The organism is Pediococcus ethanolidurans, assembly GCF_964062635.1.
In the GTDB taxonomy this organism is placed as follows: Bacteria; Bacillota; Bacilli; order Lactobacillales; family Lactobacillaceae; genus Pediococcus; species Pediococcus ethanolidurans.
In genome coordinates, this window is record NZ_OZ061250.1 from 256,538 (window position 1) to 282,398 (window position 25,861).

At 38.5% G+C, this 25,861-nt stretch carries 25 protein-coding genes and 2 pseudogenes; 5 read left to right on the top strand and 22 right to left on the bottom strand.

Annotated features, from left to right (window positions below; translation table 11 throughout):
* Window positions 1–429 precede the first annotated feature (429 nt).
* The 13 genes and pseudogenes from AB3219_RS01245 to AB3219_RS01305 all read right to left on the bottom strand — a co-directional run bounded on the left by AB3219_RS01245 (window position 430) and on the right by AB3219_RS01305 (window position 13,135).
* Window positions 430–747 (bottom strand): metal-sulfur cluster assembly factor, encoded by a 318-nt coding sequence (locus AB3219_RS01245; RefSeq protein ID WP_057806579.1) that lies wholly within the window; start codon window positions 745–747, stop codon window positions 430–432.
* A 15-nt stretch (window positions 748–762) separates the two neighbouring features.
* Window positions 763–2,154: a Fe-S cluster assembly protein SufB gene (gene sufB, locus AB3219_RS01250; RefSeq protein WP_260365517.1), complete on the bottom strand. Its 1,392-nt coding sequence runs from the start codon at window positions 2,152–2,154 to the stop codon at window positions 763–765.
* Window positions 2,132–2,593: a Fe-S cluster assembly sulfur transfer protein SufU gene (gene sufU / locus AB3219_RS01255; RefSeq protein ID WP_216753799.1), complete on the bottom strand. Its 462-nt coding sequence runs from the start codon at window positions 2,591–2,593 to the stop codon at window positions 2,132–2,134. Before sufU ends, sufB begins: the two co-directional genes overlap by 23 nt.
* Entirely contained in the window at window positions 2,583–3,800 is a 1,218-nt protein-coding gene (locus AB3219_RS01260; RefSeq protein WP_367369248.1) for a cysteine desulfurase, read from the bottom strand. Before AB3219_RS01260 ends, sufU begins: the two co-directional genes overlap by 11 nt.
* A gap of 7 nt (window positions 3,801–3,807) precedes the next feature.
* Complete coding sequence (sufD, locus tag AB3219_RS01265) at window positions 3,808–4,998, bottom strand: Fe-S cluster assembly protein SufD (protein ID WP_260365515.1); 1,191 nt, start codon at window positions 4,996–4,998, stop codon at window positions 3,808–3,810.
* A 2-nt stretch (window positions 4,999–5,000) separates the two neighbouring features.
* Window positions 5,001–5,798 (bottom strand): Fe-S cluster assembly ATPase SufC, encoded by a 798-nt coding sequence (gene sufC, locus AB3219_RS01270; protein WP_260365514.1) that lies wholly within the window; start codon window positions 5,796–5,798, stop codon window positions 5,001–5,003.
* Window positions 5,799–5,816: 18 nt separating this feature from the next.
* Window positions 5,817–6,428: a VIT1/CCC1 transporter family protein gene (locus tag AB3219_RS01275; protein ID WP_216753795.1), complete on the bottom strand. Its 612-nt coding sequence runs from the start codon at window positions 6,426–6,428 to the stop codon at window positions 5,817–5,819.
* Window positions 6,429–7,441: 1,013 nt separating this feature from the next.
* Entirely contained in the window at window positions 7,442–8,023 is a 582-nt protein-coding gene (gene nrdG / locus AB3219_RS01280) for an anaerobic ribonucleoside-triphosphate reductase activating protein (protein ID WP_216753794.1), read from the bottom strand.
* Complete coding sequence (nrdD, locus tag AB3219_RS01285) at window positions 7,968–10,175, bottom strand: anaerobic ribonucleoside-triphosphate reductase (RefSeq protein WP_216753793.1); 2,208 nt, start codon at window positions 10,173–10,175, stop codon at window positions 7,968–7,970. The genes nrdG and nrdD overlap by 56 nt, the downstream gene beginning before the upstream one ends.
* A gap of 278 nt (window positions 10,176–10,453) precedes the next feature.
* A complete protein-coding gene (locus AB3219_RS01290; RefSeq protein WP_253953601.1) occupies window positions 10,454–10,678 on the bottom strand; it encodes a hypothetical protein in 225 nt (74 codons plus the stop codon).
* Window positions 10,679–11,584, bottom strand: a complete 906-nt coding sequence (locus tag AB3219_RS01295; protein WP_253953600.1) for a glycosyl hydrolase family 8 — start codon at window positions 11,582–11,584, stop codon at window positions 10,679–10,681.
* A gap of 120 nt (window positions 11,585–11,704) precedes the next feature.
* A pseudogene (locus AB3219_RS01300) lies at window positions 11,705–12,642 on the bottom strand (MFS transporter).
* A gap of 103 nt (window positions 12,643–12,745) precedes the next feature.
* Entirely contained in the window at window positions 12,746–13,135 is a 390-nt protein-coding gene (locus tag AB3219_RS01305) for a helix-turn-helix domain-containing protein (RefSeq protein ID WP_216753792.1), read from the bottom strand.
* Window positions 13,136–13,828: 693 nt separating this feature from the next.
* Here AB3219_RS01305 and AB3219_RS01310 point away from each other — a divergent pair.
* Window positions 13,829–14,509 carry a YoaK family protein gene (locus AB3219_RS01310; RefSeq protein ID WP_216753791.1) on the top strand — a complete coding sequence of 227 codons (681 nt, stop codon included), beginning with the start codon at window positions 13,829–13,831 and terminating at the stop codon, window positions 14,507–14,509.
* A 5-nt stretch (window positions 14,510–14,514) separates the two neighbouring features.
* Here the strand turns inward: AB3219_RS01310 and AB3219_RS01315 are convergent, their stop codons facing one another.
* From AB3219_RS01315 to AB3219_RS01325, 3 genes are all read right to left on the bottom strand, one after another.
* Window positions 14,515–14,916, bottom strand: a complete 402-nt coding sequence (locus AB3219_RS01315; protein WP_253953599.1) for a DUF1634 domain-containing protein — start codon at window positions 14,914–14,916, stop codon at window positions 14,515–14,517.
* A complete protein-coding gene (locus AB3219_RS01320) occupies window positions 14,916–15,761 on the bottom strand; it encodes a sulfite exporter TauE/SafE family protein (RefSeq protein ID WP_216753790.1) in 846 nt (281 codons plus the stop codon). Before AB3219_RS01320 ends, AB3219_RS01315 begins: the two co-directional genes overlap by 1 nt.
* 244 nt (window positions 15,762–16,005) lie before the next feature.
* Window positions 16,006–16,329: a helix-turn-helix domain-containing protein gene (locus tag AB3219_RS01325; protein WP_057806544.1), complete on the bottom strand. Its 324-nt coding sequence runs from the start codon at window positions 16,327–16,329 to the stop codon at window positions 16,006–16,008.
* Between the two features lie 134 nt (window positions 16,330–16,463).
* Between AB3219_RS01325 and AB3219_RS01330 the strand changes: the two genes are divergently transcribed.
* The gene (locus AB3219_RS01330) at window positions 16,464–16,724 is read left to right on the top strand and encodes a hypothetical protein (RefSeq protein ID WP_057806542.1); all 261 of its coding nucleotides are present in this window, start codon (window positions 16,464–16,466) and stop codon (window positions 16,722–16,724) included.
* On the opposite strand, the gene AB3219_RS01335 is transcribed toward AB3219_RS01330, so the two are convergent.
* The 4 genes and pseudogenes from AB3219_RS01335 to AB3219_RS01350 form a co-directional block, all read right to left on the bottom strand.
* Window positions 16,721–17,761, bottom strand: a complete 1,041-nt coding sequence (locus AB3219_RS01335; protein ID WP_216753787.1) for an oxidoreductase — start codon at window positions 17,759–17,761, stop codon at window positions 16,721–16,723. The two genes, AB3219_RS01330 and AB3219_RS01335, sit on opposite strands and share 4 nt — an antisense overlap.
* A 94-nt stretch (window positions 17,762–17,855) precedes the next feature.
* A complete protein-coding gene (locus tag AB3219_RS01340; RefSeq protein WP_263749547.1) occupies window positions 17,856–18,593 on the bottom strand; it encodes an alpha/beta fold hydrolase in 738 nt (245 codons plus the stop codon).
* A gap of 188 nt (window positions 18,594–18,781) precedes the next feature.
* Window positions 18,782–18,985 (bottom strand): PLD nuclease N-terminal domain-containing protein, encoded by a 204-nt coding sequence (locus AB3219_RS01345; protein WP_260365438.1) that lies wholly within the window; start codon window positions 18,983–18,985, stop codon window positions 18,782–18,784.
* Window positions 18,986–19,062: 77 nt separating this feature from the next.
* A pseudogene (locus tag AB3219_RS01350) lies at window positions 19,063–20,545 on the bottom strand (gluconokinase).
* 154 nt (window positions 20,546–20,699) lie between these two features.
* On the opposite strand from AB3219_RS01350, the gene AB3219_RS01355 reads away from it, so the two are divergent.
* Both AB3219_RS01355 and AB3219_RS01360 read left to right on the top strand, forming a co-directional pair.
* Entirely contained in the window at window positions 20,700–21,344 is a 645-nt protein-coding gene (locus AB3219_RS01355; RefSeq protein WP_260365437.1) for an NAD(P)-dependent oxidoreductase, read from the top strand.
* 31 nt (window positions 21,345–21,375) lie between these two features.
* Window positions 21,376–21,858 (top strand): nucleoside 2-deoxyribosyltransferase, encoded by a 483-nt coding sequence (locus AB3219_RS01360; protein WP_216753782.1) that lies wholly within the window; start codon window positions 21,376–21,378, stop codon window positions 21,856–21,858.
* Window positions 21,859–21,922: 64 nt separating this feature from the next.
* Here the strand turns inward: AB3219_RS01360 and AB3219_RS01365 are convergent, their stop codons facing one another.
* Together AB3219_RS01365 and AB3219_RS01370 are read right to left on the bottom strand one after the other, a co-directional pair.
* The gene (locus AB3219_RS01365; RefSeq protein ID WP_216753781.1) at window positions 21,923–22,675 is read right to left on the bottom strand and encodes an alpha/beta hydrolase; all 753 of its coding nucleotides are present in this window, start codon (window positions 22,673–22,675) and stop codon (window positions 21,923–21,925) included.
* A gap of 109 nt (window positions 22,676–22,784) precedes the next feature.
* Window positions 22,785–24,413, bottom strand: coding sequence for an ABC-F family ATP-binding cassette domain-containing protein (locus AB3219_RS01370; RefSeq protein WP_260365436.1), 1,629 nt, complete (start codon window positions 24,411–24,413; stop codon window positions 22,785–22,787).
* A 758-nt stretch (window positions 24,414–25,171) separates the two neighbouring features.
* Here AB3219_RS01370 and AB3219_RS01375 point away from each other — a divergent pair.
* Window positions 25,172–25,843, top strand: a complete 672-nt coding sequence (locus AB3219_RS01375; RefSeq protein WP_216753779.1) for a Crp/Fnr family transcriptional regulator — start codon at window positions 25,172–25,174, stop codon at window positions 25,841–25,843.
* Window positions 25,844–25,861 lie beyond the last annotated feature (18 nt).

Consider the following 25,861-nt stretch of genomic DNA (forward strand, 5'->3'; position numbering starts at 1 on the left):
CTTAATATTAATGTTTCGTTACATTCGTAAAATGTTGGAAATGGGTTGTGGGTTTTAGGGTGGATCGTTGAATTATTTCGATAGATCATTTTTCTATTTTCGTAGTTGACAAGTATGGATTATAAAATATAGATCACTTTTCTACCTTTATAGTTAACGCGTACAATTTATAAAAATAGATCACTTTACTATCTTTATAGCCGAAACGTGCCAAAAAGGACAGCTTTCTCCGCTTGCCAGTTCTTGCGGTGTGAACTTCCGCCACAAGAATGGTCATCGTATGGAACATCATTGATTATTAGCGAATTTTGCTAATAATCTTCCTTAACGTGGAATAGTAGCTACGATAACTAAACGATTCCAAAAACGAATCATTTGCACATCTAGGCTAATGCTCGAAAGCTAAGCGTCCTTTTGGGCACTCTTTTTTTACATCATTCCCAACCTCACCCTTGCCTCCCTACTCATCCTATCAATCGTCCAAATCGGCTCCCACACCAAATCTATCCTTACCTTCTTCACCTCATCTGCCGCCATCAACGCCTCCGTAATCGCATCATTCAACACATCCGTCAACGGACACCCCATCATCGTCAACGTCATTGTCACCGTACACAATCCCTTTTCATCTACCTGCACATCGTAAATCAAACCTAATCCCACCAAATCGACCCCAATTTCCGGATCAATCACCTTCGACAAAATCTGAAATCCCTTCTCCTTAAAATCACTATCCTCTGCAGCCATTCCTAACTCACCCTCCTAACCAATCGCGCCTTCCATCTCAAAACTAATCAATCGATTCAATTCCACCGCATATTCCATCGGTAACTTTTTCGTAAATGGTTCCACAAAACCCATCACAATCATCTCCGTCGCCTTACGCTCCGAAATTCCCCTACTCATCAAATAGTAAAGCTGTTCCTCTGAAATCTTTGAAACCTTTGCCTCATGCTCCATTGACACATTACTATTCAAAATTTCATTATACGGAATCGTATCACTCGAAGAATCATCATCCATAATAATCGTATCGCATTCAACATGGGCAAACGATCCCGCCGAATCCCGCGCAAACTTAACATTACCCCGATAATCCACAATGCCACCATCTTTAGCAATCGACTTAGAAACAATTGATGATGACGTATCCGGAGCATTATGAATCATTTGAGCACCCGTATCTTGATCCACATGATGTCCCGCCACCGCAATTGATAGCATCGTGCCACGCGCCCCTCTTCCATTTAAATAAACAGATGGGTACTTCATCGTCGTTTTGGAACCCAAATTGCCATCGACCCACTCCATCGTGGCATTTTCTAATGCTTGTGCCCGCTTAGTTTCCAAACTATAAACATTTGTTGACCAATTTTGAATGGTAGTATATCGACAATACGCATCTTTCAACACATTTACTTCAACAACCGCTGCATGCAAACTATCAGTATCGTATTTCGGCGCCGTACACCCTTCGACATAATCAATTCGACCACCTTCATCCACAATAATTAAAGTACGTTCAAACTGACCAGAGTTAGCGGCATTAATTCGAAAGTATGCCTGAACCGGAATTTGCGTTTGTACACCCTTGGGCACGTAAAGAAAAGTGCCTCCCGACCAAACTGCCGCATTCAAGGCTGCAAACTTATTATTCGTAGGCTTAATCAGCTTACCAAACCATTTTCTGAAAAGTTCTGGATATTTTTGCAGTGCCGTATCTGTATCAGTAAAAATGATTCCTTGTTTTGCAAACGTTTCACGCATATTATGATAAACTGCTTCTGATTCATATTGCGCCGAGGATCCCGCCAAATATTGTCTTTCGGCTTGGGGAACCCCTAAACGATCAAATGTTTTTTTAATCGTAGTTGGCACATCATTCCAATCACGATACTTTTTATCCGTTGCCTTTTGATAATAAAGCATGTTCTCCAAATCGAGGTCATCTAACCTAGGACCAAATTTAGGCATCGGTAATTTTTTATAAATTTTATAGGCGTTCAATCGATAGTCCAGCATCCACTGTGGTTCATTTTTCTCTGCTGAAATTTGGCGAATAATCTCTTCGTTTAAACCTTTACCAGTAGAAAATACCGGGGTCACATCATCATGAAATCCATACTCATAATCACTCGAAGTTGTTGTACTCATTTTCTTCTCCTCCCAGTGCAGTCTTAGCCGCATGCCATGCTAAAGTTGCGCACTTTATTCGTGCCGGAAACGCGGCCAAACTTCCTAAAATAGCTGCATCCCCTAAATCATTTTGAGTAGTTGTTGGCACCGTTTGTCCCATCGTTAGTTTAAAAAAAGCATCACACTCTTCAAGCGCTTTTGTAATGGGAACGCCAGTTAAGGCATCTGTCATCATACTAGCTGAAGCCTGAGAAATCGTACAACCATTGCCAGTGAAGGATATTTTTTCCACCTTATTAGTTGTTATTTTGACAAATACACGAATATCATCGCCACAGGAAATGTTATGTAATTCAATACTTTGTGTGGCATCCCCCAGGTCATTTTTATGATGGGGATGACTGGCATGATCCAGCACAACCGCTCGATAAAGTTGATTCAGTTTATTAAGACTCACGATCAAAGAACTCCTTTACCATTTTCACCGCATAAACAAACCGATCCATATCAGTCAGCGAGTTATAAAAACTCAGACTAGCCCGCACCGTGGCCTCAACGCCGAGTGTCGTCATTAGGGGTTGTGCGCAATGGTGACCAGCCCGAACTTCGACACCCAACATGTCTAAACCAGTCGCCACATCATGTGGATGGAGATTTTTTAGATTAAACGCCACAATGCCATTATGTTGAACCACGTTTTGCGGACCATAGATCGTCAATCCGGCAACCTGTTCCAACTCAGGAAGTAACCGCTCAATTAATTCACGCTCTGTGGCTTCAATCCAAGGCATCCCAATAGCCTTCAAATAATCAATAGCGGCACCTAGTCCAATCACCCCACCGATATTGGGTGTCCCCGCTTCAAACTTCCACGGAGCTTGTTGCCATTTAGCTTGCGTTTGCGTCACATTTTCAATCATTTCACCGCCAAATTGAATTGGCGGCATCACTTTGAGTAATTCTGGTTTACCAAACAAAACACCAATTCCCGTTGGTCCCAACATTTTATGTCCAGAAAAGGCTAAAAAATCAACATTTAAATCTTGCACATCAATTTTCTGATGTACTACTGATTGAGCAGCATCAACCACCGCATAAGCATGTTTTTCATGTGCTAACTTGGCGATTAGTTTAATCGGATTTGTGACACCCAAGACATTACTCGTTTGCGCAACGGCTACAATCTTGGTATGTTCATTTAACTTCTTTCGAAAATCCTGTAGATCTAAAGTTTGATCATCAGTCAGCATCACATACCGCAGCTTAGCATGTGTTCTTTTGGCAAGTTGCTGCCAAGGGATTAAGTTACTATGATGTTCCATAATAGTGATTAGAATTTCATCATCTTGATTCACGACCAAATCACCAAAACTGCTGGCAATCAAATTAAGACTTTCCGTCGTTGAACGCGTGTAGACAATTGATTTTGCATTTGGTGCATGAATAAATGACGCCACTTTTTCACGAACCTGTTCATAGGTTTCGGTTGCTTCGTTTGCTAAAGTGTAAACACCGCGATGGACGTTGGCATTGGAAGTTCGATAAAAATCGGAAATGCGCTCTAAAACTTGATTCGGCGTTTGTGAAGTGGCCGCATTATCTAAATACAGCAAGGGTTCACTATTGACTCTTCTGGAAAGAATCGGAAAGTCTTTAACTATCATTTCGAATTTATTCGCCATCAGTCAACTTTCTTTCTAATATTTTTTGAAAATTCTCTCGCACACGTTGATCGGTAATTTCTTTTGCAAAAGTACCAATAAATCCGCGAACCACTAATTTTTTAGCAGCCTCTTTAGGCAATCCCCGGCTCATTAAATAATACAACTGCTTTTTATCAAGGCGTCCAACACTAGCCGCGTGCCCAGCAACGACGTCATTTTCGTCAATCAACAAAATTGGATTAGCATCACCACTTGCTTGATCCGATAACATCAACACGCGATTTTCTTGTTGTGCAATCGTTCCGTGAGCACCGTGAATAATTTTGCCGATGCCATTAAAAACTAGGCGCGATTGATCGAGGATCACTCCTCGTTGACTAATTTTGCCAATTGAATGTGGTGCAAAATTAGTCACCCGTGTGTTCATACCCTGCGTCTGTTTTCCAGACGTAATTGCCCCATTATTAATGGTTGCTTGCGCGTGACGACCAACTAGTTCTGCATTCATTTCAGCCACCACATTACCATCGCTAAATGAGCCAATTGACCAATCCAACTTAGCATTTTCACCTACTGATGCCTGTCGATTGACATAAACATCTGTATCGGCCGCAAAGGCATCCACGTTGATTAAATTCAGGTGACTATTCGGCGCTAGGATAATCTCCGAAATACGATGAATTTTACCGCTAGCTTGAGCCTGTTCATTTTCCAAACAGATTGTTACCTGAGCACCTTCGCCAATCACAATAAGATTATGACTGATCTCTTCATTTTGAGCGCTATCAGCAATATGATTCATAAAAATTGGTGTGGTTAACTTTGTATTTTCTGGAATGTATAAAAAATTTCCAGAATTGACAAATGCAGTACTAAAACTAATTAGGCGATCAGATAATTTTGTTAAAGCCTGCTGCATAAAATACTTTTTTACTAAGTCTTCGTATTTGGTTAAAGCTACTGATAACGAACACAAAATGTAATCTTTCGTACTTTGATCGTCATGATCCAATTGAGCTACTTGATTTACTTCGGGTAATTCGCCTAAATTCCAATTGATATAATTCACCTTTGCAAACCGTGGATCTTTGGTTATGCGCCTGTTTTTCAGTGCTTCACGACGAATATCTGTGAACCAATCCGGTTCATTTGGAAATAAAAAAGGCGTTAATTGTGATTCGATCGTTGTTCCATCCATCATCAAACCTCCGAGTCTACCAAATCAACATGAATACCTAATTCATTCCGTAATCCTGAATAACCTTCCTCTTCTAGGCGATCGGCCAACGAAGCATCCCCAGTTTTGACAATGCGACCGCCCATCATAACGTGCACTTTATCGGGATGAATGTATTTCAAAATTCGTTTATAGTGCGTAATCATTAAAGTTCCAAAATTAGGTCCAATAACGTGTGTAACTCCTTTAGAAACCACCTGTAAGGCATCAATATCTAGACCAGAATCCAACTCATCTAAAATAGCAAACGTGGGTTTAATCATCAGCAACTGCAGAATTTCATTTCGTTTACGTTCACCACCGGAAAATCCTTCGTTCAAATAGCGTTCGGCCATATCACTTGTCATATTAAGAATTTCAAGTGCTGCATCAAGTTGACTCAAAAAATCCTTAATGGGAATGGGTTGATCTTCCGGACGCCGTGCATTAATTGCGGCACGAAGAAATTCCATATTTGTAATTCCTTTAATTTCAGCTGGATATTGCATTGCTAAAAACAGGCCTACCCGAGCACGGGCATCTACGGGTTCGTTCAATAAACTGTGATTGTTCAGCAAGATGTCTCCTTGTGTCACATGATAATGTGGGTTGCCCATAATAGTTTCAGACAGGGTCGATTTTCCCGTTCCGTTGGGTCCCATAATGGCGTGAACTTCGCCAGTATGCATTATCAAATTAACCCCTGTTAAAATTTCTTTATTTTTTTGTGTATCTTCATCTTTAACCGAAACATGTAAATCTTTAATTTCTAAAGTTTCCATAGTTGTTACTCCTCACTTTTACGCTGAAACTGCCACTCCCAATAAGGTTCCAATCAAATAAGTGACCAATGTGGTAAACACACCAACCGCGACATTACGTAATACGGCTTTATAAACTGGTGTTTCTGCTTTTCGATACCCAACAATTGCGTTAATTGAAAGCGCAGCCATCATGGCCAGTGCGGTGTTTACTACTCGCCACTGACTGGAAGATAAACTGATTGCCAGTAATGGAATGAGTGCACCACATAGAAATGAAAAGAAGGACGCCGTTGCGGCATGAATGGGATTTAAAATATCAACTTCTCTAATTTTAGTTTTATAGAGACTAGACGTTTTATAAACCGTACTTGCTTCCGCTTGTAAACTTAATCGATTTAATTGCACTTCTTTTTGGGCACTTACCGAAATAAATTCACCACCAGACATCGAGCAGGCACCCGCAAGCATGCCGGAAACACCGCTAATAAACAAAGTGTAGCTATTTAAATTAGCGGCCGCTGCCCCTAACACGATACCGGAAACTGAAATAATGCCATCATTGGCACCCAAGATACCAGCGCGGGTAACGTTAAGACTGTCCCAAAAATGAAATTTTTTTGTTGTAATTAATTTATGAATTTCTAACATATTTCTCTCCAATACTTAAGCTGACTTCTTCATACCCTGCATCATTTACACAATCTTTAGATAAAATATGCATGAAAATTTGGTTTTCCAAAACTTCATGCATATCAAATTCTGTAAAACTTATGAGTGCCTCTTTGAAATTTTTGGTGCAATACCTTTGTAGGTGGAACGTGCTTAGGAGAGCAGCTTCCTCTGCTTGCCAGTTCTTGCGGTGTGAACTTCCGCCACAAGAATGGACAACATATGAAACATCAATGGTTATTAGCGACTTTTGCTATTAACCTTCCTTTGTGTGGAATAGTGCCAGTTCTTGCGGTGTGAACTTCCGCCACAAGAATGGACAACGTATGAAACATCAATGGTTATTAGCGACTTTTGCTATTAACCTTCCTTTGTGTGGAATAGTGCCAGTTCTTGCGGTGTGAACTTCCGCCACAAGAATGGACAACGTATGAAACATCAATGGTTATTAGCGACTTTTGCTATTAACCTTCCTTTGTGTGGAATAGTGCCAGTTCTTGCGGTGTGAACTTCCGCCACAAGAATGGACAACGTATGAAACATCAATGGTTATTAGCGACTTTTGCTATTAACCTTCCTTTGTGTGGAATAGTGCCAGTTCTTGCGGTGTGAACTTCCGCCCCAAGAATGGACATCGTATGGAACATCAATGGTTATTAGCGAATTTTGCTAATAAGCTTCCTTTATGTGGAATAGTGCCAGTTCTTGCGGTGTGGTTTGACGCCACAAAAATGGACAACGTATGGAACATCGGTGATTATTAGCGAAGTTTGCTAATAATCTTCCTTAACGTGAAATAGTAGCTACTATATTTCAACGTTTCCAGGTACAAATCATTCAGGTAGATCACTTCCTACCCTTATAGTCGAAACGTGCTCAGGAGAACAGCTTCCTCCGCTTAGCTACGGTACACCAACGATTCCTAACCCGAATCATTGGCGTACCTAGGCTATGCTCAGAAGCTAAACGTTCTCCTGAGCACTCTTTTTTTATTAATGCACCAATCCGTCCCAAATCACTACTTTTTTTGCTGCCAATGACTTCGGCACATCAATAATTCTTTGGTTCGCACTTCCTCGAAATTGCAACGTCAAATCCTTTTGCTCCTCCAAAAAACGACCATCCACCAAAATATCTATCAACGACAACATCTCCAACTTATCATCAGAATCCTTCAACAACTCATCCCAGGTATACCCCGACCAAGACCAGATATCCTTACTATGACCGAATTCCTTACGCACCCGTTTACAAATTTTCAAACAAACCTGCGTGTTCAAAAACGGCTCGCCACCCAGCAAAGTCAGTCCTTGCACATAATCTTGACTCAAATCCTCAATAATCTGATCCTCTAACTCCTGCGTATACGGCTTTCCATAATGGAAATTCTGAGCCGCCACATTATAACAACCCGGACAATGAAACGGACAGCCACTGACATACAAACTGCAGCGCACTCCCTCACCATCGACAAAGTTAAACGCCTTATAATCAGCAACATACTGCAGACTCAGATCTTTAGCCAACCACTCTTTCGGAGTCGGATTGTTTGGACCGTGCGTTTTTTGCGGCATTTTTTATCATCTCCGTCGTTAAATTCTTTCTTCTTGATGCAATTTCCACGTGTCGTCCATGAACCATTGGTCGTTGTTGTGGATTTCCAAGATAACCACAAGTTCGCTTAACCACATCGCAATACTGTGGATCATGATTGCCACATTGTGGACATTGGAAACCACGGGCCGTTGCCTTAAATTCACCCTTAAAGCCACATTTATAACATTTATCAATTGATGTATTCGTTCCTAAATACCCTACATGGTCATACGCCCAATCCCAAACAGCCTCCAAAGCCTTGGGATTCTGAGTTAAATTCGGATATTCACAGTAATGAATAAAACCACCTGAAGCATACTTAGGAAAATCCTGCTCAAAACTTAATTTTTCAAACGGTGTGGGATGCTTACGCACATCATAGTGAAAACTATTTGTGTAATATTCTTTATCTGTCACATTGGCAACCTTACCAAATTTTGCTGTGTCATCACGACAAAATGTATCCGTCAATGACTCAGCTGGTGTGGAATACAAACTGTAATGATAACCACTTGCTTGTGCCCATTCATCACACTTTTGACGCATTTGTTGAACAACCTTTTCTGCAAATGCATGTGCCTCGGCATTATGTTCCCAGTTTTCACCATAAAATACGGTACAAACCTCATACAATCCAATGTAGCCCAACGAAACTGTCGCTCGTTGATTTTTAAACAAGTCATCAACATTACCATCTGCCGGTAATCGTTTGCCAAACGCCCCATACATGTATAGTAATGGTGCATTTTTAGGCTGTGCTTCTTTTGTGCGTTCAATTCGATAGGCTAGCGCTTGATGACACAAATTCATTCGCTCATCAAAAATTTCCCAGAATAGTTTTTTATCTCCATTTGCAGATAAGGCTAGTCGTGGCAAATTGAGTGTGACAACACCTAAATTCATCCGACCGGAATTAACCTCTTTACCATTTTCATCCTTCCAACCCTGCAAGAAGGATCGGCAACCCATTGGTGTTTTAAAACTGCCGGTTAGCTCTTTAATCTTGTCGTACATTAATAGATCCGGATACATTCGTTTGGTTGAGCATTCAACTGCCAACTGTTTAATATCGTAATTAGGATCAGTTGGTCGTAAATTCAAACCACGTTTTAATGTAAAAATAAGTTTAGGAAAAATTGCCGTTCGATGCTCTGTACCTAATCCCTTGATTCGAATTTCTAAAATAGATTTTTGAATTTCTCGTTCAATCCAACTTGTCCCTAAGCCAAAGTTAACCGTGGTAAATGGTGTTTGACCTTGTGAGGAATATAATGTGTTAATTTCATATTCCAATGCTTGCATGGCGTCATAAATATCCTTACGAGTCTTGGTTTTTGCATAAGCTTCTTGTTTATCTTCAGCAACCCATTTTTTAGCATCCGCCAAATGTTTTTGATAATTGATTTGAGCATATGGTGCTAACAGTTGGTCAATTCGATTAGCAGAACAACCACCGTATTGAAGCGAAGCCACATTGGCAATGATCTGTGCCATTTGTGCCGTTGCGGTCTGAATTGATCGCGGTGAATCCACTTCCGCATTTCCGATCTTATATCCATTTTTAAGCATGCCATCAAAGTCAATCAAACAACAATTTGTTTCTGGTGTTACTGGTGAGTAATCAAGATCATGCCAATGCAGATCTCCACGCAAGTGCGCCTTGGCCACTAACTCTGGCAACATCTTAAGTCCCATTGCCCGACTAGCAGCTCCGGCTTCCAGATCACGCTGAGTATTGAAAATAGTGCTATCCTTATTCGCATTTTCGTGAACAACTTCAGCATCACGTTCAAAAACCTTTTCAATTCTTTTTTGAACATTTGTGGCGTCTTCAAATTTTTGTTGATCAGATAAAAAATAGTTTTGATAGTTTTTAGCTGCCTCATCTAACCCATACTTGGTTAATTGCGTCAGGACAGCATCATGAATATCGCATGTTTTGATGAGTGTTCGATCATGAAACTGGTTATATAAACCCTCATAAATTTGCGTTCGAATAGTTTCATCTGGTAAGACTTTAGTTAGACTGAACATTAATTTATACGGATGAAATTTAGTTGTTTCTCCATTTCGTTTTTGAACTGGAATTATCCGTAATAGTCCTAACTTGTCTTTAATTGTTGATATCATATTGTACCTCCTACCGCTTTATATTTTATCTATTATTGTGTTTTAGTAAGTAAAATAACACAACCTGTTGCGATTTTATCTCAATCGCACACTATATATAGTAGTCCTTTTACATCCATTTGTGTATTACTTTTTTGGTTAATTTTCTAATCTGTTAATCAGAATCCCTGTATCACGCTTGTTAAGGTCACAAACTTTATTATTTACCTGAAAGCCTTGTCATTTTATGAAACAAAAAAAGAATTACAACAATTTGCTTGTCATAATTCTGTTAATTACTATTCCAGTGCAGTAACGACTTCGAGTGAAGCTGAAAAGTAGTTTTTCTTCTCGATTTTTTTCGGTAACTGTTTAGCAGTTCTCTTTTGTAAGCTTGTATACTTCATTGTCTTCGCCGCAAAATTAACTGGTGCCGTGAACGCTGTATTTGTATAGCTATTAACTGCCTTACCAGTCAAAGTATAGACAGCTGTTACCTTTTTTCGTTTGTTAAAGAAATTCAACTACTTTTTTAACGCGTTTTTAGTGGTACTATCCTTACTGATCTTGTAAGTTTGTGCCAATCGCCACGGTACTCGACAAGCATTATAGCCGTACTGGTCATCTCGTGCACTCTCAATTTGATAGGCTTTGTAGGCTGAAAGTTTGAGACTCTTTCCAGTCACTTTGATAAAGTCAGGGAACAATCCCGATTTATGCCGTGCACTTAATTTCTTAACCGCAATTTGACTTTGGTTAGCCACCTTTTTCCAAGTAGCATCCTTCGTATACGTCGCAAAGGTCTTAAAGTAACCCGTCATTAAATCAGAAGTTCGCAATTTACTCTTATCATAGCTACTAGTGGCCCAATTGCCCATTTTTGGTAGGTAAGTTGTTGTATTAATTTCGTGTTGCTTAATCGCTTTTAACAATGATTTCGCAGCAGCTTTGTAGTTCGTTTTCTTACTGCCCCACTTTTTGTCAGCTAAAATTAAGGAGTAGGCAATATCAAGATCACCATCGGTTGCACTATTTTTTTCTGAACCGACACTTTTTAGTTTTCCCGAACGACTGGTCTGTCGCCAGGTCATTAAAGCATCCTTACTGGAAATTCGATGTGCCCGGTAATAAGCATACATTTGATTAAACGTTGTATGAGTATTAGCTCCCTTTTTAGCAGCTAAAACTGTTGCCAACATGCCATAACCTTGACCTTCTGAAGTAGCATAGGTCGCTCCCGAACCATTGTTATTTTTAACATATTTTTGACTTTTTCCACCTACATAAGCTTTTTTCCATTGATTATACAAAATAACCGCTTGACTCGTCTTTGCCTGAGCAGGTTGCGATTTAAGATTCACTAATGCTATCCCAATCCCAAACACAATCACTATTCCTAAAAGGCCCAACCAAACCTTCTTTTGTTTCAACTGTTTTACCCCCTTGATTAACCATTTGGCTTTATTATAACGGCAAATCAAAACGGAAGTTAGGAAAACATTTAAATTCCGCGCATTTTTCAAAAGATAGTTTTTAAAATATTTATGTGATTATTTAGCTACGCGTTTCAGTATCCAAGTCAGACCAATAGCTAAAACGCCCATCAATACACCCACGTACGGTGTCATTGCTAGTCCAGTAGTTTCCACGATTTGACTTCCTAAACCCGAGCCAATCATAATACCAATATTAAAGGCTGAAATGTTTAAGGCGGAAGCTAAGCCAATATCTTCTGGATGATCTTGTTCAGCCAACTGAACGATAACTAATTGCTCACCCGGAACATTCATGAAGGCGAACAATCCTAAAAATAATACCATTATTAATCCTAACCATTTAAAATTAATAAACATCCCCAGCAAAAATTGCACGGCAGTCAAAAAGGCAAACATCCATAACAACCCTGTTAGTGGATTTTGATTAGCAAAGCGTCCACCAACTGTGTTGCCAAGAGACTAGCCAACCCGATTAGTGATAAAAATAAGAAAGAGAACCGCCAACCAAAATGCTGACCTATAAAAGTCCCCAGAGGAACTCCGGTAACCGTTGCTACGGTTAAACCAGTAAACATCATCGCAATTGCACTTGCTCGTTTAGACGGCGCCACCACATCTGCGGCAATCACACTAGAAACTGACATAAATAATCCGTGAATGACGGCCGCAATTAGGCGCCCAAATAGCAACCAAACAAAGCTTTGCGCACTCGCTGCTATTAAATTACCTAGTATAAAAACTATCATAATTCCAACCATCAACGTATGACGATTCCACCGTGCCGTCAAAATTGTCAAAACGGGTGCACCGATCATAACACCAAATGCATATCCCGAAACTGTCAAACTAGCCATGGCTAAAGAAATTTTAAATTGGCTTACCAACAAAGGTAGCAGGCCAACACTAATAAATTCGGTTGACCCAATGGCAAACGCACTGATTGCCAGTGACCAAAGAATTAATGTTGCATGTTGATCTTGTTTTTCTGTCATTTGATAACCTCCCAAAAATTATGTCGCAAGATTTTATTATAGAGGTTACAAATCGGTCCACAAGTACGCACTTTCTGGTTAGATAGTTACCTGAAAGTATGAATTAAAGTGCCTTTTGGTAAAACGGACTTTGTGTATCTAATAAATTAATTTTTTGGCCTGCTTTTCTCTGGCGTTCAATATGACGTTCACCCAAATGGCACATTTCGTCCGTCAAATTTGCCAAAGTTTTTCCATAATCAGTTAAGCAGTATTCAACTCTTGGTGGAATTTCCGGAAAAACTTCTCGATGAATAATCTCATCATGTTCCAATTCACGTAATTGTTGTGTTAAAACTTTTTGGGTAATATTGGGAATGACTTTTAAGAACTCACCGTTTCGCATGGATTGTTGTTTTAAATGGCATAAAATAATTGCCTTCCACTTTCCATTAATGACCGCTAAGGTAGCTTCTACACCAATGTTATAGGTTAATGTTGGTTCTTTACTCATTATTCTTAACTTCCTTTTCTCAATTCACATTACTATTCTAAAATAAAGGTTGAAAGCACGAAATCGTATCCAATTATCTGATACAAAAGCGTTCATAGTAACAAGATTAGATTAACATACCGTCTTCCAGCAAATTTGGGCTGGAACGTAGTGGGCACGACTTAGAGCCGAAATACACGTCTCTAAGCTCGGCCTTTATCTAAGCGAAACCTGCTAAGATAAATGTCACTACTGAGCCCATTTGCTTCCAGACTAAGTCTAATCTTTGCAACCAAAACACCGATATAAAAGTTATTATATCAGTGCTATTGAGAGTTATTGAAACGTTCTTAGTCCGGAGGCGATTGGTCTCAGGGGTGAAGTTATCCTTAGTAATTTATTACTTAGGATAAGGCCGAGTTTGAAGACAAGTGTTCCTCTTGGCTTCAAATCGTGCCCACCCCGTTCCAGACCAGGTGAGCCGCAGGACGGCAGTTAGACTATTTTTTGAAGGCGAAGTCGTTTAACAACAGTTATTGAAGTCGCTTTGATAGTTTCAACCTTTGACTCTAAAATAAAAACAAGTTATCGAATGCTTCACGATAACTTGCTATGTACTCAATGTTTCCCCTGCCAAGGAATTTTATTATACCATTTTATTGGCTTTTTTATGCTAAACTAGCTTTGAAATTCATTTTTAATCGAGGCTCAATCATGCAAAATTTTCGAAGACCAAATCTTTATCAACTTCGTGGAATTGCCGTTATTTTAACTTTTATCGGTGGTTTTATTGATGCCTACACGTTTATTCAACGCGGCGGTGTGTTAGCTGCTGGTCAAACCGGTAATATTATTTTTCTAAGCGTTGATATTGCTAATCATAATTTACCCGGTGTTTTCACTAAAATCAGCACCATTATCGGCTTTTCTTTGGGCGTCGCCACCGTTCCCCTATTGCACAAAAAATTGAGCTTTTCTCATTATTGGCGATTAACAACGCTTTTACCAGGCATTTTAGTCTGTGCGATTGTTGGCTGTTTGCCTTTGACGGTCCCCAATATTTTTATTGTGCCTGTTTTAGCTTATAGCATGGCCGTTCAAAATGTTGCTTTTAGCGAAATTGAAGGACACGGGTACAACAACGTTTTTTCAACTGGAAATTTAAAAAAAGCTGTTCTTGCTTTAAGTCAATCGTTAATTAGCCAAAATAAACCAGAAAGCAAAACAGCCATTATTTATTTTGAACTCGTTTTAGGATTTGCATGCGGAGCCATGGTATCAGCAATTCTACAAAAATTTTTCCATGTTCAAACTATTTGGTTTGCTGCTTTACTTTTGACCATGGTTGAAATTGCCTATGCCTGGTTACTTATTTATCGCGAACATAACAAATAGTTAACCTACTTGCCCAAATAACCAATCCACATTCCAATTAGTAAAATTACCAACACAAACGTCGTAATCCACACGTATAAATGATCTCGTTCTTTAGCAAACGCATAAATGGAAACCACTACCCGTAATACAGGTGTTAGGATCAATAAAAACAGTCCTAACATCACAATGGCAAATGGTTTCAGTGCAACAATTCCACTTGCGATTGCATTAACGGTTGTTGGATAAATCTTAGCTGAATACCCGGTTTGCCCAGTAAACACGATCAACAAAACACCAACTAATATAACGGCAGCTGAAATTAGAACCCCAATTCGAAGAACTTGACCAATAATTAACTCGATTTGATTCATTTCTTCCATTTTTTTTAATTCTTCAGCTGTTTCCGGCTGTTTATTTTGTGCCATTAGATTGTCACCCCAAATCCTTTAAGAAACATCTGCAGGCCGATATAAAACAAAACTGGAATAAAAATCATTCGCAAAACTCGCGCCCGTAAGTGTTTCATAATTTTGGATCCTAGCAACGCCCCCACCAAAATGCCAAGTGCTAGTGGTGCCGCAATTTCTGGTTTGATGGAACCATTAAAGAAATAAACCGTGGCACTAGCAGCCGCAGTAACTCCCATCATGAGGTTACTGGTTGCACTTGAAGGTTTCAATGGCATTTTCATAATCGTGTCCATCGCAATCACTTTAAAGGCTCCGCTGCCGATACCCAGTAAGCCACTTGCCAAACCAGCACCCAACATCATCGTAAAACCACCTGGCACATTAGAGACTTGATAATCAATTTTTTTATCAACCGCATTATCATAGTAGCTGCCGTTTAGTTTAAGTTTTGTCGACAAAGAATCTGGTTGAATCGCTTCTGTTTTTTCTTTTACCGCACGCATTTTACGATACATATTCCAAGCCGAAAATAAAAGTAACGCTCCAAATAAAACGTATAAAACTGCGGATGGCAACACACCCGTTAAGATTGCCCCTGCAATTGCCCCAATGGTTGTCGCAATTTCTAGAAACATCGCTACCCGTAAATTAAGCATGTCATCTTTCAAATACGCCACCGTTGCACCAGAACTAGTTGCAATTACAGAAATAATACTGGCACCGATAGCATATTTAATGTCAAGACCCATTAAAAGAGTTAAGACTGGGGTGACGATCATACCGCCACCGATTCCAAAAATGGCTCCGAAAATGCCGGCTGCGAGACCGACAATAATTAAAAGTAAAAGTGTATTTATCATGGATTTCTTCTCTCCCCTGAGTTTCCATAGCATGTTACATGTTTCCATAATAAGAGAAATAAGTTACGCAATCAATAGTAGTTTACTAAATGTAGCTGCTCTTAAGTGCATTTTAATCTTTGTTAACAAAAATATAGAAATAATTAGATCAAATTAAAGAGGATGAAAAATTTAATTTTTCATCCTCACACTTGTGTTGATAAGTTTTTTAATTGTAACAAGCTAACATTTAACCATTTTTTTATTACGAAAATCGACTTAAAATCCAGAATAAAAATCCGCCAACCGCAAAAATTAACCACCAGTAACGGGCCAGAAAATCCCAACCGTTTAAATGTTGTTGTGTCATTTCTTTATTATGAACAGTCTGTTCTGTCCCACGAATTAATTGATCCAACGTAATTTCAAAAATATTACTCAAATCAATCAAATTTTCCACCGTTGGATATTTTTCACCTTGTTCCCATTGATTAATGGTAGCTTCACTAACACCCATTCGTTCTGCCAAATCTGCTTGAGATAACTTCAGTTGTCTTCGATTTTGATAAATTTCACTTTGCAGCTCCATCGTCATCACCCTTTCAATTTAATTATGATGACTATAAGAAAATAAGTAAAGAAAACTGTTCATAAAAATTCTCAAAATAGGCTTTACAAAAAACGTAAGTTCGTATAATGATTTTAAACGAGGAGATGAGTTGTATGATAAATTTATCTGGAAAAATTACATCTTCAATTAAGGTGCTCAATTTGACCCCACTTGTGCGGTTTGAACTGACCGATAATCATGAAGCAAAAGTTAACTGTTTAATTCACCAACACGCTCTAAACTTCTTAGCACTCGCTGAACCTAACGCACAAATTGCAGTATACGGTCACTACAACAAACGACATCAATTTATTGTAAATAAGTTTATGATTCAGGCAAAAGGAGTTAATCAATTCATGTCACATTCCGCCTAAAAATGAACCACACTTGGCGTTGGTTGTTGAATACCACTTTCTAATATTTCAATGTCCCATAAGGTTTCTTCATCAGTGATCAACTTTTCTTTACCATTGATAATACTGTCATAAAGCGAGTCATAAATACGACCGTAATCGCCTTGTAGAGAAGGAATTTGTTTTGTAATCCAATCACCGTTTTGGTTATGATATTTCACTCGTCCGTATTTATCAGACGTATCAACTCCAAAATTACGATCACCTGGCATAATTCCCAATTTAAGATCATTTTCCTGCTGATCAATATCATATTTTACATAAGAACCAGTTGTGCCATGTAAAATAAAACGTGGATTAGGCAATGCGACTAGTGGATCAGTCTTAACTGTCACCTTTAACTTGCCATAATGCAAATCCATCTGATAATAATCGTCAAGGGTACTTTTTGAATTCTGAATTGTTCTAATATCGTACGCAACAGATTGTGGCTTCCCAAACAAAGCTAACATTTGATCAAGCATATGAATACCTAATCCATAAAAGGTTCCGTTGATTTTGTCACCGGTATGCACACTGTTATCAGGACGATATTTATCCAGATGAGACTCAATTTCCAATGGTTCACCCACATATCCGCGATTTAAAACTTCTTTCAAAGTTAAATAATCACTGTCAAAACGTCGATTTTGGTATGGCATGGCAATTAGATGTTTTTGCTTAGCTAAATCCAATAATTGTTTTGTTTCAGTTGCCGTTTTACAAAATGGTTTTTCTACCAAAACATTCTTTCCGTGGTTTAACACTTGTTTGGCAAAGTCAAAATGCGTATCAGCTGGTGTACAAATGGTAATCAATTGAATTTCATCGTCATTTAAGACTTGATCCAAATCAGTTGTAAAGGTAATCCTCATTCCTTGATAATTTGTCTCTCGTTCGGGATGTCGCCGATGATTATAGATGTATTTCACTTCAATATTTTTTCGATGTTTTAAGTAAGGTAAGTGATAACGATTTGCACTTTTTCCAAAGCCAATAATTGCCATTTTCAAAGTCATTTTAACGATCTCCTTCTTAAGTTGTTAGTTTCATCATAAGCAAGGTAGAAATCGTTTTCAACTAATTTAGAATAAAAGTTTTATAACCGAAGGATTAATTCTCAATTTGTTTTAAAAAGTGATTAGTTTCTGAAATAACTCGTTTGCTCTCTGTCCAATGAAGAAAATGAGAATTTCCACAATAGCAAATTCTAGTTTGCTCATTAGTATTTTTGAATTCTGAATTTTCATATTCCGAACTTCTGGCGGGACGGGAAAATAACAAAACTAGAATTTTATCAGGAATTAACTGATTCTTAATAGCCAGAACTGACTCTTTAGCATGTTCTGCTTCATTAACTTGATTGGAATTATCTAACGTTTCACGAAAAATTTTTAATTGCGCGTCATACTCTTCTTTATCTAAATATGGGTTAATATGTTCTCTTAAATCTGTTTCGGGAATACCACCATGAGCACGCATTTGACTAATTTCATTTGCCTCTTGTTTAACGGCCTCAGCAAACGCATCGGCATCTTGATCAGCAGTCCCGGTTACTGGTTCCACACCAATGATTGCAACAACCTGTTCAACATATTTTTTGACATAACCTAACGCATACAAACCACCCAAACTGTGGGCAAACAAAATGACCTTTTTTAAATTTTCACAATCCACAATAGCTTTCGTTTCATCCATAATATGATTTAAAGTACGATCACTCTTAGTCACATCACTTTTTCCGTAACCTAATTGATCAATTGCTAATATTCCGTAGTTTTGAGGAAGCGCAGTAATAATATTCTTAAATCTTAAATAACAATTTGCTGCAGTTGCACCTCTTGGCTTCAAATCGTGCCCACCCCGTTCCAGACCAAGTGAGCCGCAGGACGGCAGTTAAACTGTTTTTTGGAGTTTAAGTCGTTTAACCGCAGTTATTGAGGCGATTTGGATACTTTCAACCTTTAGTTAAATAAAAAAAGATCCTGATCATGCTAATTTGACTAGCACAATCAGGATTCTAAATTTATTAATGCGTTCTAATTATTTCGCACTTTTCCAAATCCATAGTAAGACAATGCACCGAATGGTGGGAGAACAAATACTAATGCACTCCAAATTAATTTATTTCCTCGTTTAAACTCATGACTTTTTAAAATATCAATAAGCGCAAATAACTGAATTAGACCTCCTAAAATCACAATTGGCCAATATTCTTTTTTGAATGCTTTGTCTTCTTTCATCACGGTCACGCTCCTTATATTCACTATTAAGTTACTCACAGTATGAACCGTTTTGAAAACGTTTGCAACCATCATTCTTATTTGTTATATTTCTGTTGAAAATCTGAAATTTTTTGATATTCTGGTTCTAGTTTTCGACTAACATCTTGCCAAATTTTTGATAAATCATGATAACGTGCTACATACTGAGAATCAGGAGTCCATGTTTTAAATTGCTTGATTTTAATATCATGCTCAATTTTTAAGCTCTCTAATCCCATTATTGCAGCACCCCATGCAGAACCAGCTGAACTTTCAGAAACGGTCACCGTTTGATTGAAACAATCAGTCAAGATTTGAACCCACAATGATGACTGAGAAAAACCACCGGTCGCCCGCACACTCGTAATTGGTCCGGCAATTTGGTCAATTCGCTGTTCAATCTCACAAAGGTTTAACACAATTCCCTCTAATACTGCTCGGATCATATCAACTTGGGTATGCTTGCGCGTTAATCCAAAGAAGCTTCCGCGTGCATTTGCATTCCAAAGTGGGGCTCGCTCTCCACCTAAATAGGGCAAAAAAATCAAGCCATGCGCACCAGCTTCGGATTTACTTGCTAATTCAAGTAGTTCCGGGTAAGTCAAACCATTTTTCTCGAATCCATTGCAAGATAATGCCACCGTTATTTACTGGGCCACCCACAAGCCATCTATCTTTTCCTAATACATAACAAAATAATTTTCCTTGCGGATCGAAAACGGGATGATCGACTACCATTCGAACTGCACCGCTTGTTCCAATACTAACAGCTAGTCTTCCATTAGTAGTTGCACCAACCCCAAGATTAGCCAGCGCGCCATCACTGCTGCCAATAATAAACGGCACCTCAGCAGAAAGATTCAGATTCTTAGCCATTTTTGGCTGTAGATCAGAAAATGTCGTTTCTGTACTAACCAATTTTGAAAGTTGATTTTCTGAAACTCCGGCGACTTGTAATGCTTGCTCATCCCAGTGCATCGTTTGAATATCAAATAATCCAGTTGCTGAAGCCAATCCAAAATCAATCACATATTTACCAAACAGTTTAAAAAACACATATTCTTTAATGCCAATAAATTTTTTTGCTTTAGCAAATAATTCTGGACGATTTTCATGAAACCACATAATTTTAGTTAAGGGTGTCATCGGATGATTAGGTGTTCCTGTATGTAGATATAACGCTTGAGCTTTTCCACTTCTTCGAAAATCGATACATTGACTCTCAGAACGATTATCGGCCCACGTGATCACGCGGGTCAACGGTTGATCATGGCCATCCATCAAAATCAAGCTATGCATGGCAGCCGAAAAGCTAACCCCTAAAATCTCAATTGCCTTTTCTTTAGCTACCGTTGCAACCTGACTAATTCCCTTAACGACCGCCGCAAAAATTTCATCAGGATCTTCTTCGGCTTTGTCAGCTTGATCTTGATAAAGTGGATAACCAATATTTTGTTTGGCAACCACCTGTCCTTTAAGATCAAATAAAACTGTTTTGGTACTCGTTGTACCGATATCAACGCCAATCATTGCTTGCATGGTTTTCCCCTCAGTTTCTCTAAATCCGATCAAATCGGAATTAACTAATTGCTAACATTCGTGCTTCATTTGTTTTATAATTTTAATTGTAATCGAAATATGAATCTATGACGTAACAAATTGTCATGAATTTTAAGAAGGGACGAATTATACTATGAAAATTGGTGTCATTGGTGCTACTGGAAAGGCTGGTTCCAAAATTGTTTTTGAAGCCCTTGATCGTGGTCATCAGGTAACCGCGCTTGTACGCAATGCAAAAAAAGCAAAAACATTATTCGACAGTAAAGTTACGATCATCGAAAAAGATGCTTTTACAATCACAAAACAAGATTTGGGTAATTTAGACGTTGTCATTGATGCATTTGCTGTTCCAATGGGTAAACATTTAGCCTATCAACATATTGATTTGGCCGTTCATCTCATCCATCTTTTGCGTGAAATTAGCACACCACGAATCCTATTTATTCTGGGGGCCGGTAGTTTACAAAGTGATAAAGGCTTGTTTGTCGAACAACTTAAACAAATTCCAAATTCACAAGATTGGATTGACACACCTGAATCACAGGCTTTTGAACTAGATTTTTTACGAACCGTTAAAAACGTAAACTGGGTTGGCGTTTCACCTTCACAAAACTTTGTGGATGGGCCCAAAACAGACTACATTTTAGGGCAAGACAACGTATTATTTAATGAGCAACAAAAATCAGAAGTTTCAACGGGAACGATGGCCGTCGCTATTTTAGATGAGCTTGAAACGCCAACTGTCCACCAAGCACGTTTTACTGTCTGCAACAAATAAGTCACTCTCAACAACCTAAAGGAGAATTTCAATGCAATCAAAATCTGTTTACCTTGCTGGTCCCTTTTTTAGTAAAGGACAAAATGATCGTGTCACAACCGTCAAACGTTTGCTGGAAACCAATCAAACCATCAATTCTAAAACCATTTTTCTTCCTGGAAAAGATGAATACACAGATGCGCCAGTTGGTTCTTTTGAATGGCAAATTGCTACTTTTAACGCTGATATTCGGCAAATCGATCAAGCAGACATCGTGGTTGCAATCTTGGATTATGAACTTGAAGATGACAAACACGAATCAGATGCCGGAACAATCTGGGAATGTGGTTATGCCTTTGGTCAGCACAAACCTGTTTTCTTGGTTCGTTTTGATAAACAGATAGAGCTTTCCATTAATTTAATGCTTGCTGGCAGCTATACAGCGATGTTTAACGGCGAAAAAGATGTGCAAAACTTAGCAAGCTATGATTTTTACAATTTAAAAAATAAATATGTTCACTTGGATGTCATTTAAGTCCTACAAAAAAGGATGAGAAATTTTTCTCATCCTTTTACTATACTTTTAAACGTCTTTGCTTTCACTCAAAGCCTTCAAGAAAAATTGTCATCACTTGTAGTGCCTGGGAACGGGCTGCACCTTTAAATTGATGTGACCCGTCAGAAACGATGTGCAACTCACTATTTTGATACACATCATGATAACGTTCTGAAGCTTTTTTATTCACTACTGTATCCGCATCACCATGAATTAGGCAAACTGGTCCGGTATATTGTTGTGCCACTTCATAAATCGGTAACATCTGAGCTGTTCGCAAGTAAAATCCGCCAACAATCAAATGTTTTTTGGTAGGCAGCGCATCTGGAATATGATGTGGCCGATAAGTTGTTCCTTGAAGTTCGCCATTTTGGGCATCTTCCTTCAAAGTAGCAGCAGGAGCCAATAAAACTAGTTTCGAAATATATTCTGGATAGTATCCCGCAAGCATACTAGCGACAACCCCACCTTGAGAATGACCAATCAAATAGATTTTGCGAACATGTGGCAATTTTCTCGTGTAGGTTAAAATAGCATTACCATCTGCAACCTCATTTGAAATAGTCATGTCTTGAAAACGGCCATCGCTTTTACCATGTCCATTAAAGTCAAAACGGATCGTTGCAATTCCATACTCATGCAATCTTTGTGCCACTTGTGCTAATAAATCTGTTTTTTGGTACCCCAAATCTCCGGTAAACCCATGCATTAAAATCGCAATATCATATTCATTAGTACTTGGTGCTTCCAACAAGCCACGTAAGATTAAACCATCTCGTTTAATTTCTACGTTCATACTAAAGACTTTCCTTCCATAATATTAATAGATTTTTATACAAGGCCATTTTAGCAGGATTTTTATTCTTTTTCAGCTTCTAACACTTGAAAATGATAAATCATTCAAATTATTCAGCATATAAAGCTTGAACCTTTTTTTGAATATCTTCATGATCCATAAATTCATCATAGCTAGTTTCAGCACGGTCAACAACGCCTTTGTTTGACACTTCAATAATATGATCAGCAATAGTTTGAATAAATTGACGATCATGTGAAGTCAAAATCAAGGAGCCGGCAAAATTAATCAACCCATCATTTAACGAAGTAATGGATTCCAAATCCAAATGGTTAGTTGGATCATCCAATAACAACACGTTAGCCTTACTTAACATCATCTTAGAAAGCATACAGCGGACTTTTTCACCACCAGATAATTTGGTGATCGGCTTATTGACATCTTCACCAGAAAACAACATTTTACCTAAGAAACCACGCAGGAACGTGTTATCACTTTCCTCTTTAGGGGCAAACTGACGTAACCATTCCAAAATATCCAGCTTTTCATCAGAGAAATATTCATTAATATCACGTGGTAGATAACTTCGCGTGGTGGTTTGTCCCCAAGTGACTGTTCCTTCATCAGGTTCAAGTTTACCGGCAATAATTTGCAATAAGGTGGTGGTTGCCAAATCATTTCGGCTCAACAAAGCTGCTTTTTCACCTGGTTTTACGGTAAATGTGACATTATCTAAAATCTTTACACCATCAATTGACTTAGACAACTTATCCACACGTAATAAGTCATTCCCTAATTCTCGTTCTGGTGTAAAACTAATAAATGGATATTTACGTGTCGATGGTTGAATATCATCTAATGTAATTTTTTCAAGTTGTTTCTTTCTGGACGTCGCCTGTTTCGATTTAGAAGCATTCGCGCTAAAACGAGCCACGAATTCTTGCAATTCTTTCATCTTTTCTTCTTTTTTTGCATTCGCATTTTCTTTAAGTTTAGCAGCTAATTGACTTGATTCCATCCAGAAGTCGTAGTTACCCACATAAAGTTGAATTTTACCAAAATCAACATCACACATCATGGTACAAACTGCATTTAAGAAGTGACGGTCATGAGAAACCACGATTACTGTGTTACGAAAATCACCCAAAAAGTCTTCTAACCAGGAAATTGTCTGGGCATCAAGTCCGTTGGTTGGTTCATCCAAAACTAAAATATCAGGATCACCAAACAAAGCTTGTCCCAATAAAACTTTAACTTTTTGGCTTTCAGTTAGTTCACTCATTTTTTGCGTTTGCATGGTTTCGTCAATTCCTAGTTGTTGTAGCAATTGAGCTGCATCAGATTCTGCATTCCAACCATCCATCTCGGCAAATTCACCTTCGAGCTCAGCTGCCTTGATTCCATCCGCATCCGTAAAATCTTCTTTAGCATATAGGGCATCTTTTTCTTTCATAATGTCATATAACTTTTTATGTCCCATAATCACAGTATCTAAAACTTTTTCAGTTTCAAAAGCATAATGGTCCTGATTTAAGCTCGACATCCGCTCATTTGGCGAAATGGAAATATTTCCCTTAGTGGGCTGTAGTTTGCCTTCTAGTATTTTTAGAAAAGTTGATTTTCCAGCTCCATTGGCACCAATAATGCCGTAGCAATTTCCAGGCGTAAACTTCAAATTAACTTCTTCATAGAGTTTGCGATCAGAAAATTGCATACTCATATCGGTAACTGTTATCATTTAATATCCTCACTATTCTTGATAAATCCTATTAAAACGGGTTTCAGATCTAATTCACAATTCTTAAAATGTATCACAAATGACCAATCTAAAGCAAGTCAAGCAGACTGAATATGTCAAATCACATTTGATCACCTGACAAAAAAACGTTAGTTACTAAAGGTTGAAAGTTCAAAGCACATCTCGTTGCCTGATATAAAAGCGTTCTTGGTAACAAAATTAGATTAAAATGCCGTCCTGCGGCTTACCCGGTCTGGAACGGGGTGGGCACGATTTGAAGCCAAGAAGTACACTTGTCTTCAAACTCGGCCTTATCCTAAGCAAATGAATTGCTAAGGATAATTTCACCCCTGAGACCAATTGCCTCCGGACTAAGAACGTTTGATGTTTCAATAATACTCAGTAACACTGATAACAACCTTTATATTGCTGTGTAGATTGCAAAGATTTGACTTAGTCTGGAAGCAAATGGGCTCAGTAGTGACATTTATCTTAGCGGGTTTCGCTTAGATAAAGGCCGAGCTTGAAGACGTGGTTTGCGGCTTCAAGTCGTGCCCACTACGTTCCAGCCCAAATTTGCTGGAAGACGGCACTTTAGACCATTTTTTATAGTCTAAGTCGTTTAGCAGCAGTTATTGAAGTTATTTTGACGCTTTCAATCTTTAGTTTTTATTTCTATAACAATCGTGTTGCTTTCCGTGCACCTATTTTCATGCTATTCTTTAGGTAATTTAAATCAAATAAAGTGAGGTAACATCATGCAACGTTCTGAACATGATTGTATTAAGTTAGTTCCATTATTTAAACACCTACCTGATAGCGATGTTGATAAAATTGAAACCATTATGACTCACAAACATTATGCGGCTGGAGAATCTCTTTTTCTTGATGGGGATGATCTTGACACCCTGATCATTGTCGCAAACGGCCAAGTTAAGGTTTCTAAAATTGCTGCTAATGGTCGCGAACAGCTTCTTTACTTACTGCAATCTGGTGATTTTGATGGCGAAGGTGCCCTTTTCAAAGAAATGACGCGCAGTTCTTCTGGTGTAGCTTTAATTCCGACCCAAGTTTGTCAGATTAGTCGAAAAAACTTTCAAAAATTACTTAGTCAATCGCCTAGTATCAGCATGAATTTGATTAACGAATTCGGTAAACGAATTTCATCACTTGAAAAACGCACAACTGAAGCTTCCACCGAAACAGTTGAAGCGCGTATTGGTAATTACTTAGTGGAAACGGGTGCCAGTTTGGAAAAAGATACCTTTAAGTTACCAATCAAAAAAAAGGACCTTGCGATTTATCTCGGCACCACGCCTGAAACTGTAAGTCGTAAACTCACAGAATTCGAACGTAAGGGCTGGATTTCACAAGGTCCACAAAAACAAATTAAATTGATTGATAAAGATTCACTCGTTTTACTTGATTAAACTTAAATTTTTAATTTA

Coding starts and splice junctions, on each gene's coding strand:
- AB3219_RS01245 (WP_057806579.1), bottom strand. CDS start 747: ATGGCTGCAGAGGATAGTGATTTTAAGGAGAAGGGATTTCAGATTTTG.
- sufB (WP_260365517.1), bottom strand. CDS start 2,154: ATGAGTACAACAACTTCGAGTGATTATGAGTATGGATTTCATGATGAT.
- AB3219_RS01260 (WP_367369248.1), bottom strand. CDS start 3,800: ATGATAGTTAAAGACTTTCCGATTCTTTCCAGAAGAGTCAATAGTGAA.
- sufD (WP_260365515.1), bottom strand. CDS start 4,998: ATGGATGGAACAACGATCGAATCACAATTAACGCCTTTTTTATTTCCA.
- sufC (WP_260365514.1), bottom strand. CDS start 5,798: ATGGAAACTTTAGAAATTAAAGATTTACATGTTTCGGTTAAAGATGAA.
- AB3219_RS01275 (WP_216753795.1), bottom strand. CDS start 6,428: ATGTTAGAAATTCATAAATTAATTACAACAAAAAAATTTCATTTTTGG.
- nrdG (WP_216753794.1), bottom strand. CDS start 8,023: ATGCCGCAAAAAACGCACGGTCCAAACAATCCGACTCCGAAAGAGTGG.
- nrdD (WP_216753793.1), bottom strand. CDS start 10,175: ATGATATCAACAATTAAAGACAAGTTAGGACTATTACGGATAATTCCA.
- AB3219_RS01305 (WP_216753792.1), bottom strand. CDS start 13,135: ATGAGTAAAGAACCAACATTAACCTATAACATTGGTGTAGAAGCTACC.
- AB3219_RS01310 (WP_216753791.1), top strand. CDS start 13,829: ATGCAAAATTTTCGAAGACCAAATCTTTATCAACTTCGTGGAATTGCC.
- AB3219_RS01315 (WP_253953599.1), bottom strand. CDS start 14,916: ATGGCACAAAATAAACAGCCGGAAACAGCTGAAGAATTAAAAAAAATG.
- AB3219_RS01320 (WP_216753790.1), bottom strand. CDS start 15,761: ATGATAAATACACTTTTACTTTTAATTATTGTCGGTCTCGCAGCCGGC.
- AB3219_RS01325 (WP_057806544.1), bottom strand. CDS start 16,329: ATGGAGCTGCAAAGTGAAATTTATCAAAATCGAAGACAACTGAAGTTA.
- AB3219_RS01330 (WP_057806542.1), top strand. CDS start 16,464: ATGATAAATTTATCTGGAAAAATTACATCTTCAATTAAGGTGCTCAAT.
- AB3219_RS01335 (WP_216753787.1), bottom strand. CDS start 17,761: ATGACTTTGAAAATGGCAATTATTGGCTTTGGAAAAAGTGCAAATCGT.
- AB3219_RS01345 (WP_260365438.1), bottom strand. CDS start 18,985: ATGAAAGAAGACAAAGCATTCAAAAAAGAATATTGGCCAATTGTGATT.
- AB3219_RS01355 (WP_260365437.1), top strand. CDS start 20,700: ATGAAAATTGGTGTCATTGGTGCTACTGGAAAGGCTGGTTCCAAAATT.
- AB3219_RS01360 (WP_216753782.1), top strand. CDS start 21,376: ATGCAATCAAAATCTGTTTACCTTGCTGGTCCCTTTTTTAGTAAAGGA.
- AB3219_RS01365 (WP_216753781.1), bottom strand. CDS start 22,675: ATGAACGTAGAAATTAAACGAGATGGTTTAATCTTACGTGGCTTGTTG.
- AB3219_RS01370 (WP_260365436.1), bottom strand. CDS start 24,413: ATGATAACAGTTACCGATATGAGTATGCAATTTTCTGATCGCAAACTC.
- AB3219_RS01375 (WP_216753779.1), top strand. CDS start 25,172: ATGCAACGTTCTGAACATGATTGTATTAAGTTAGTTCCATTATTTAAA.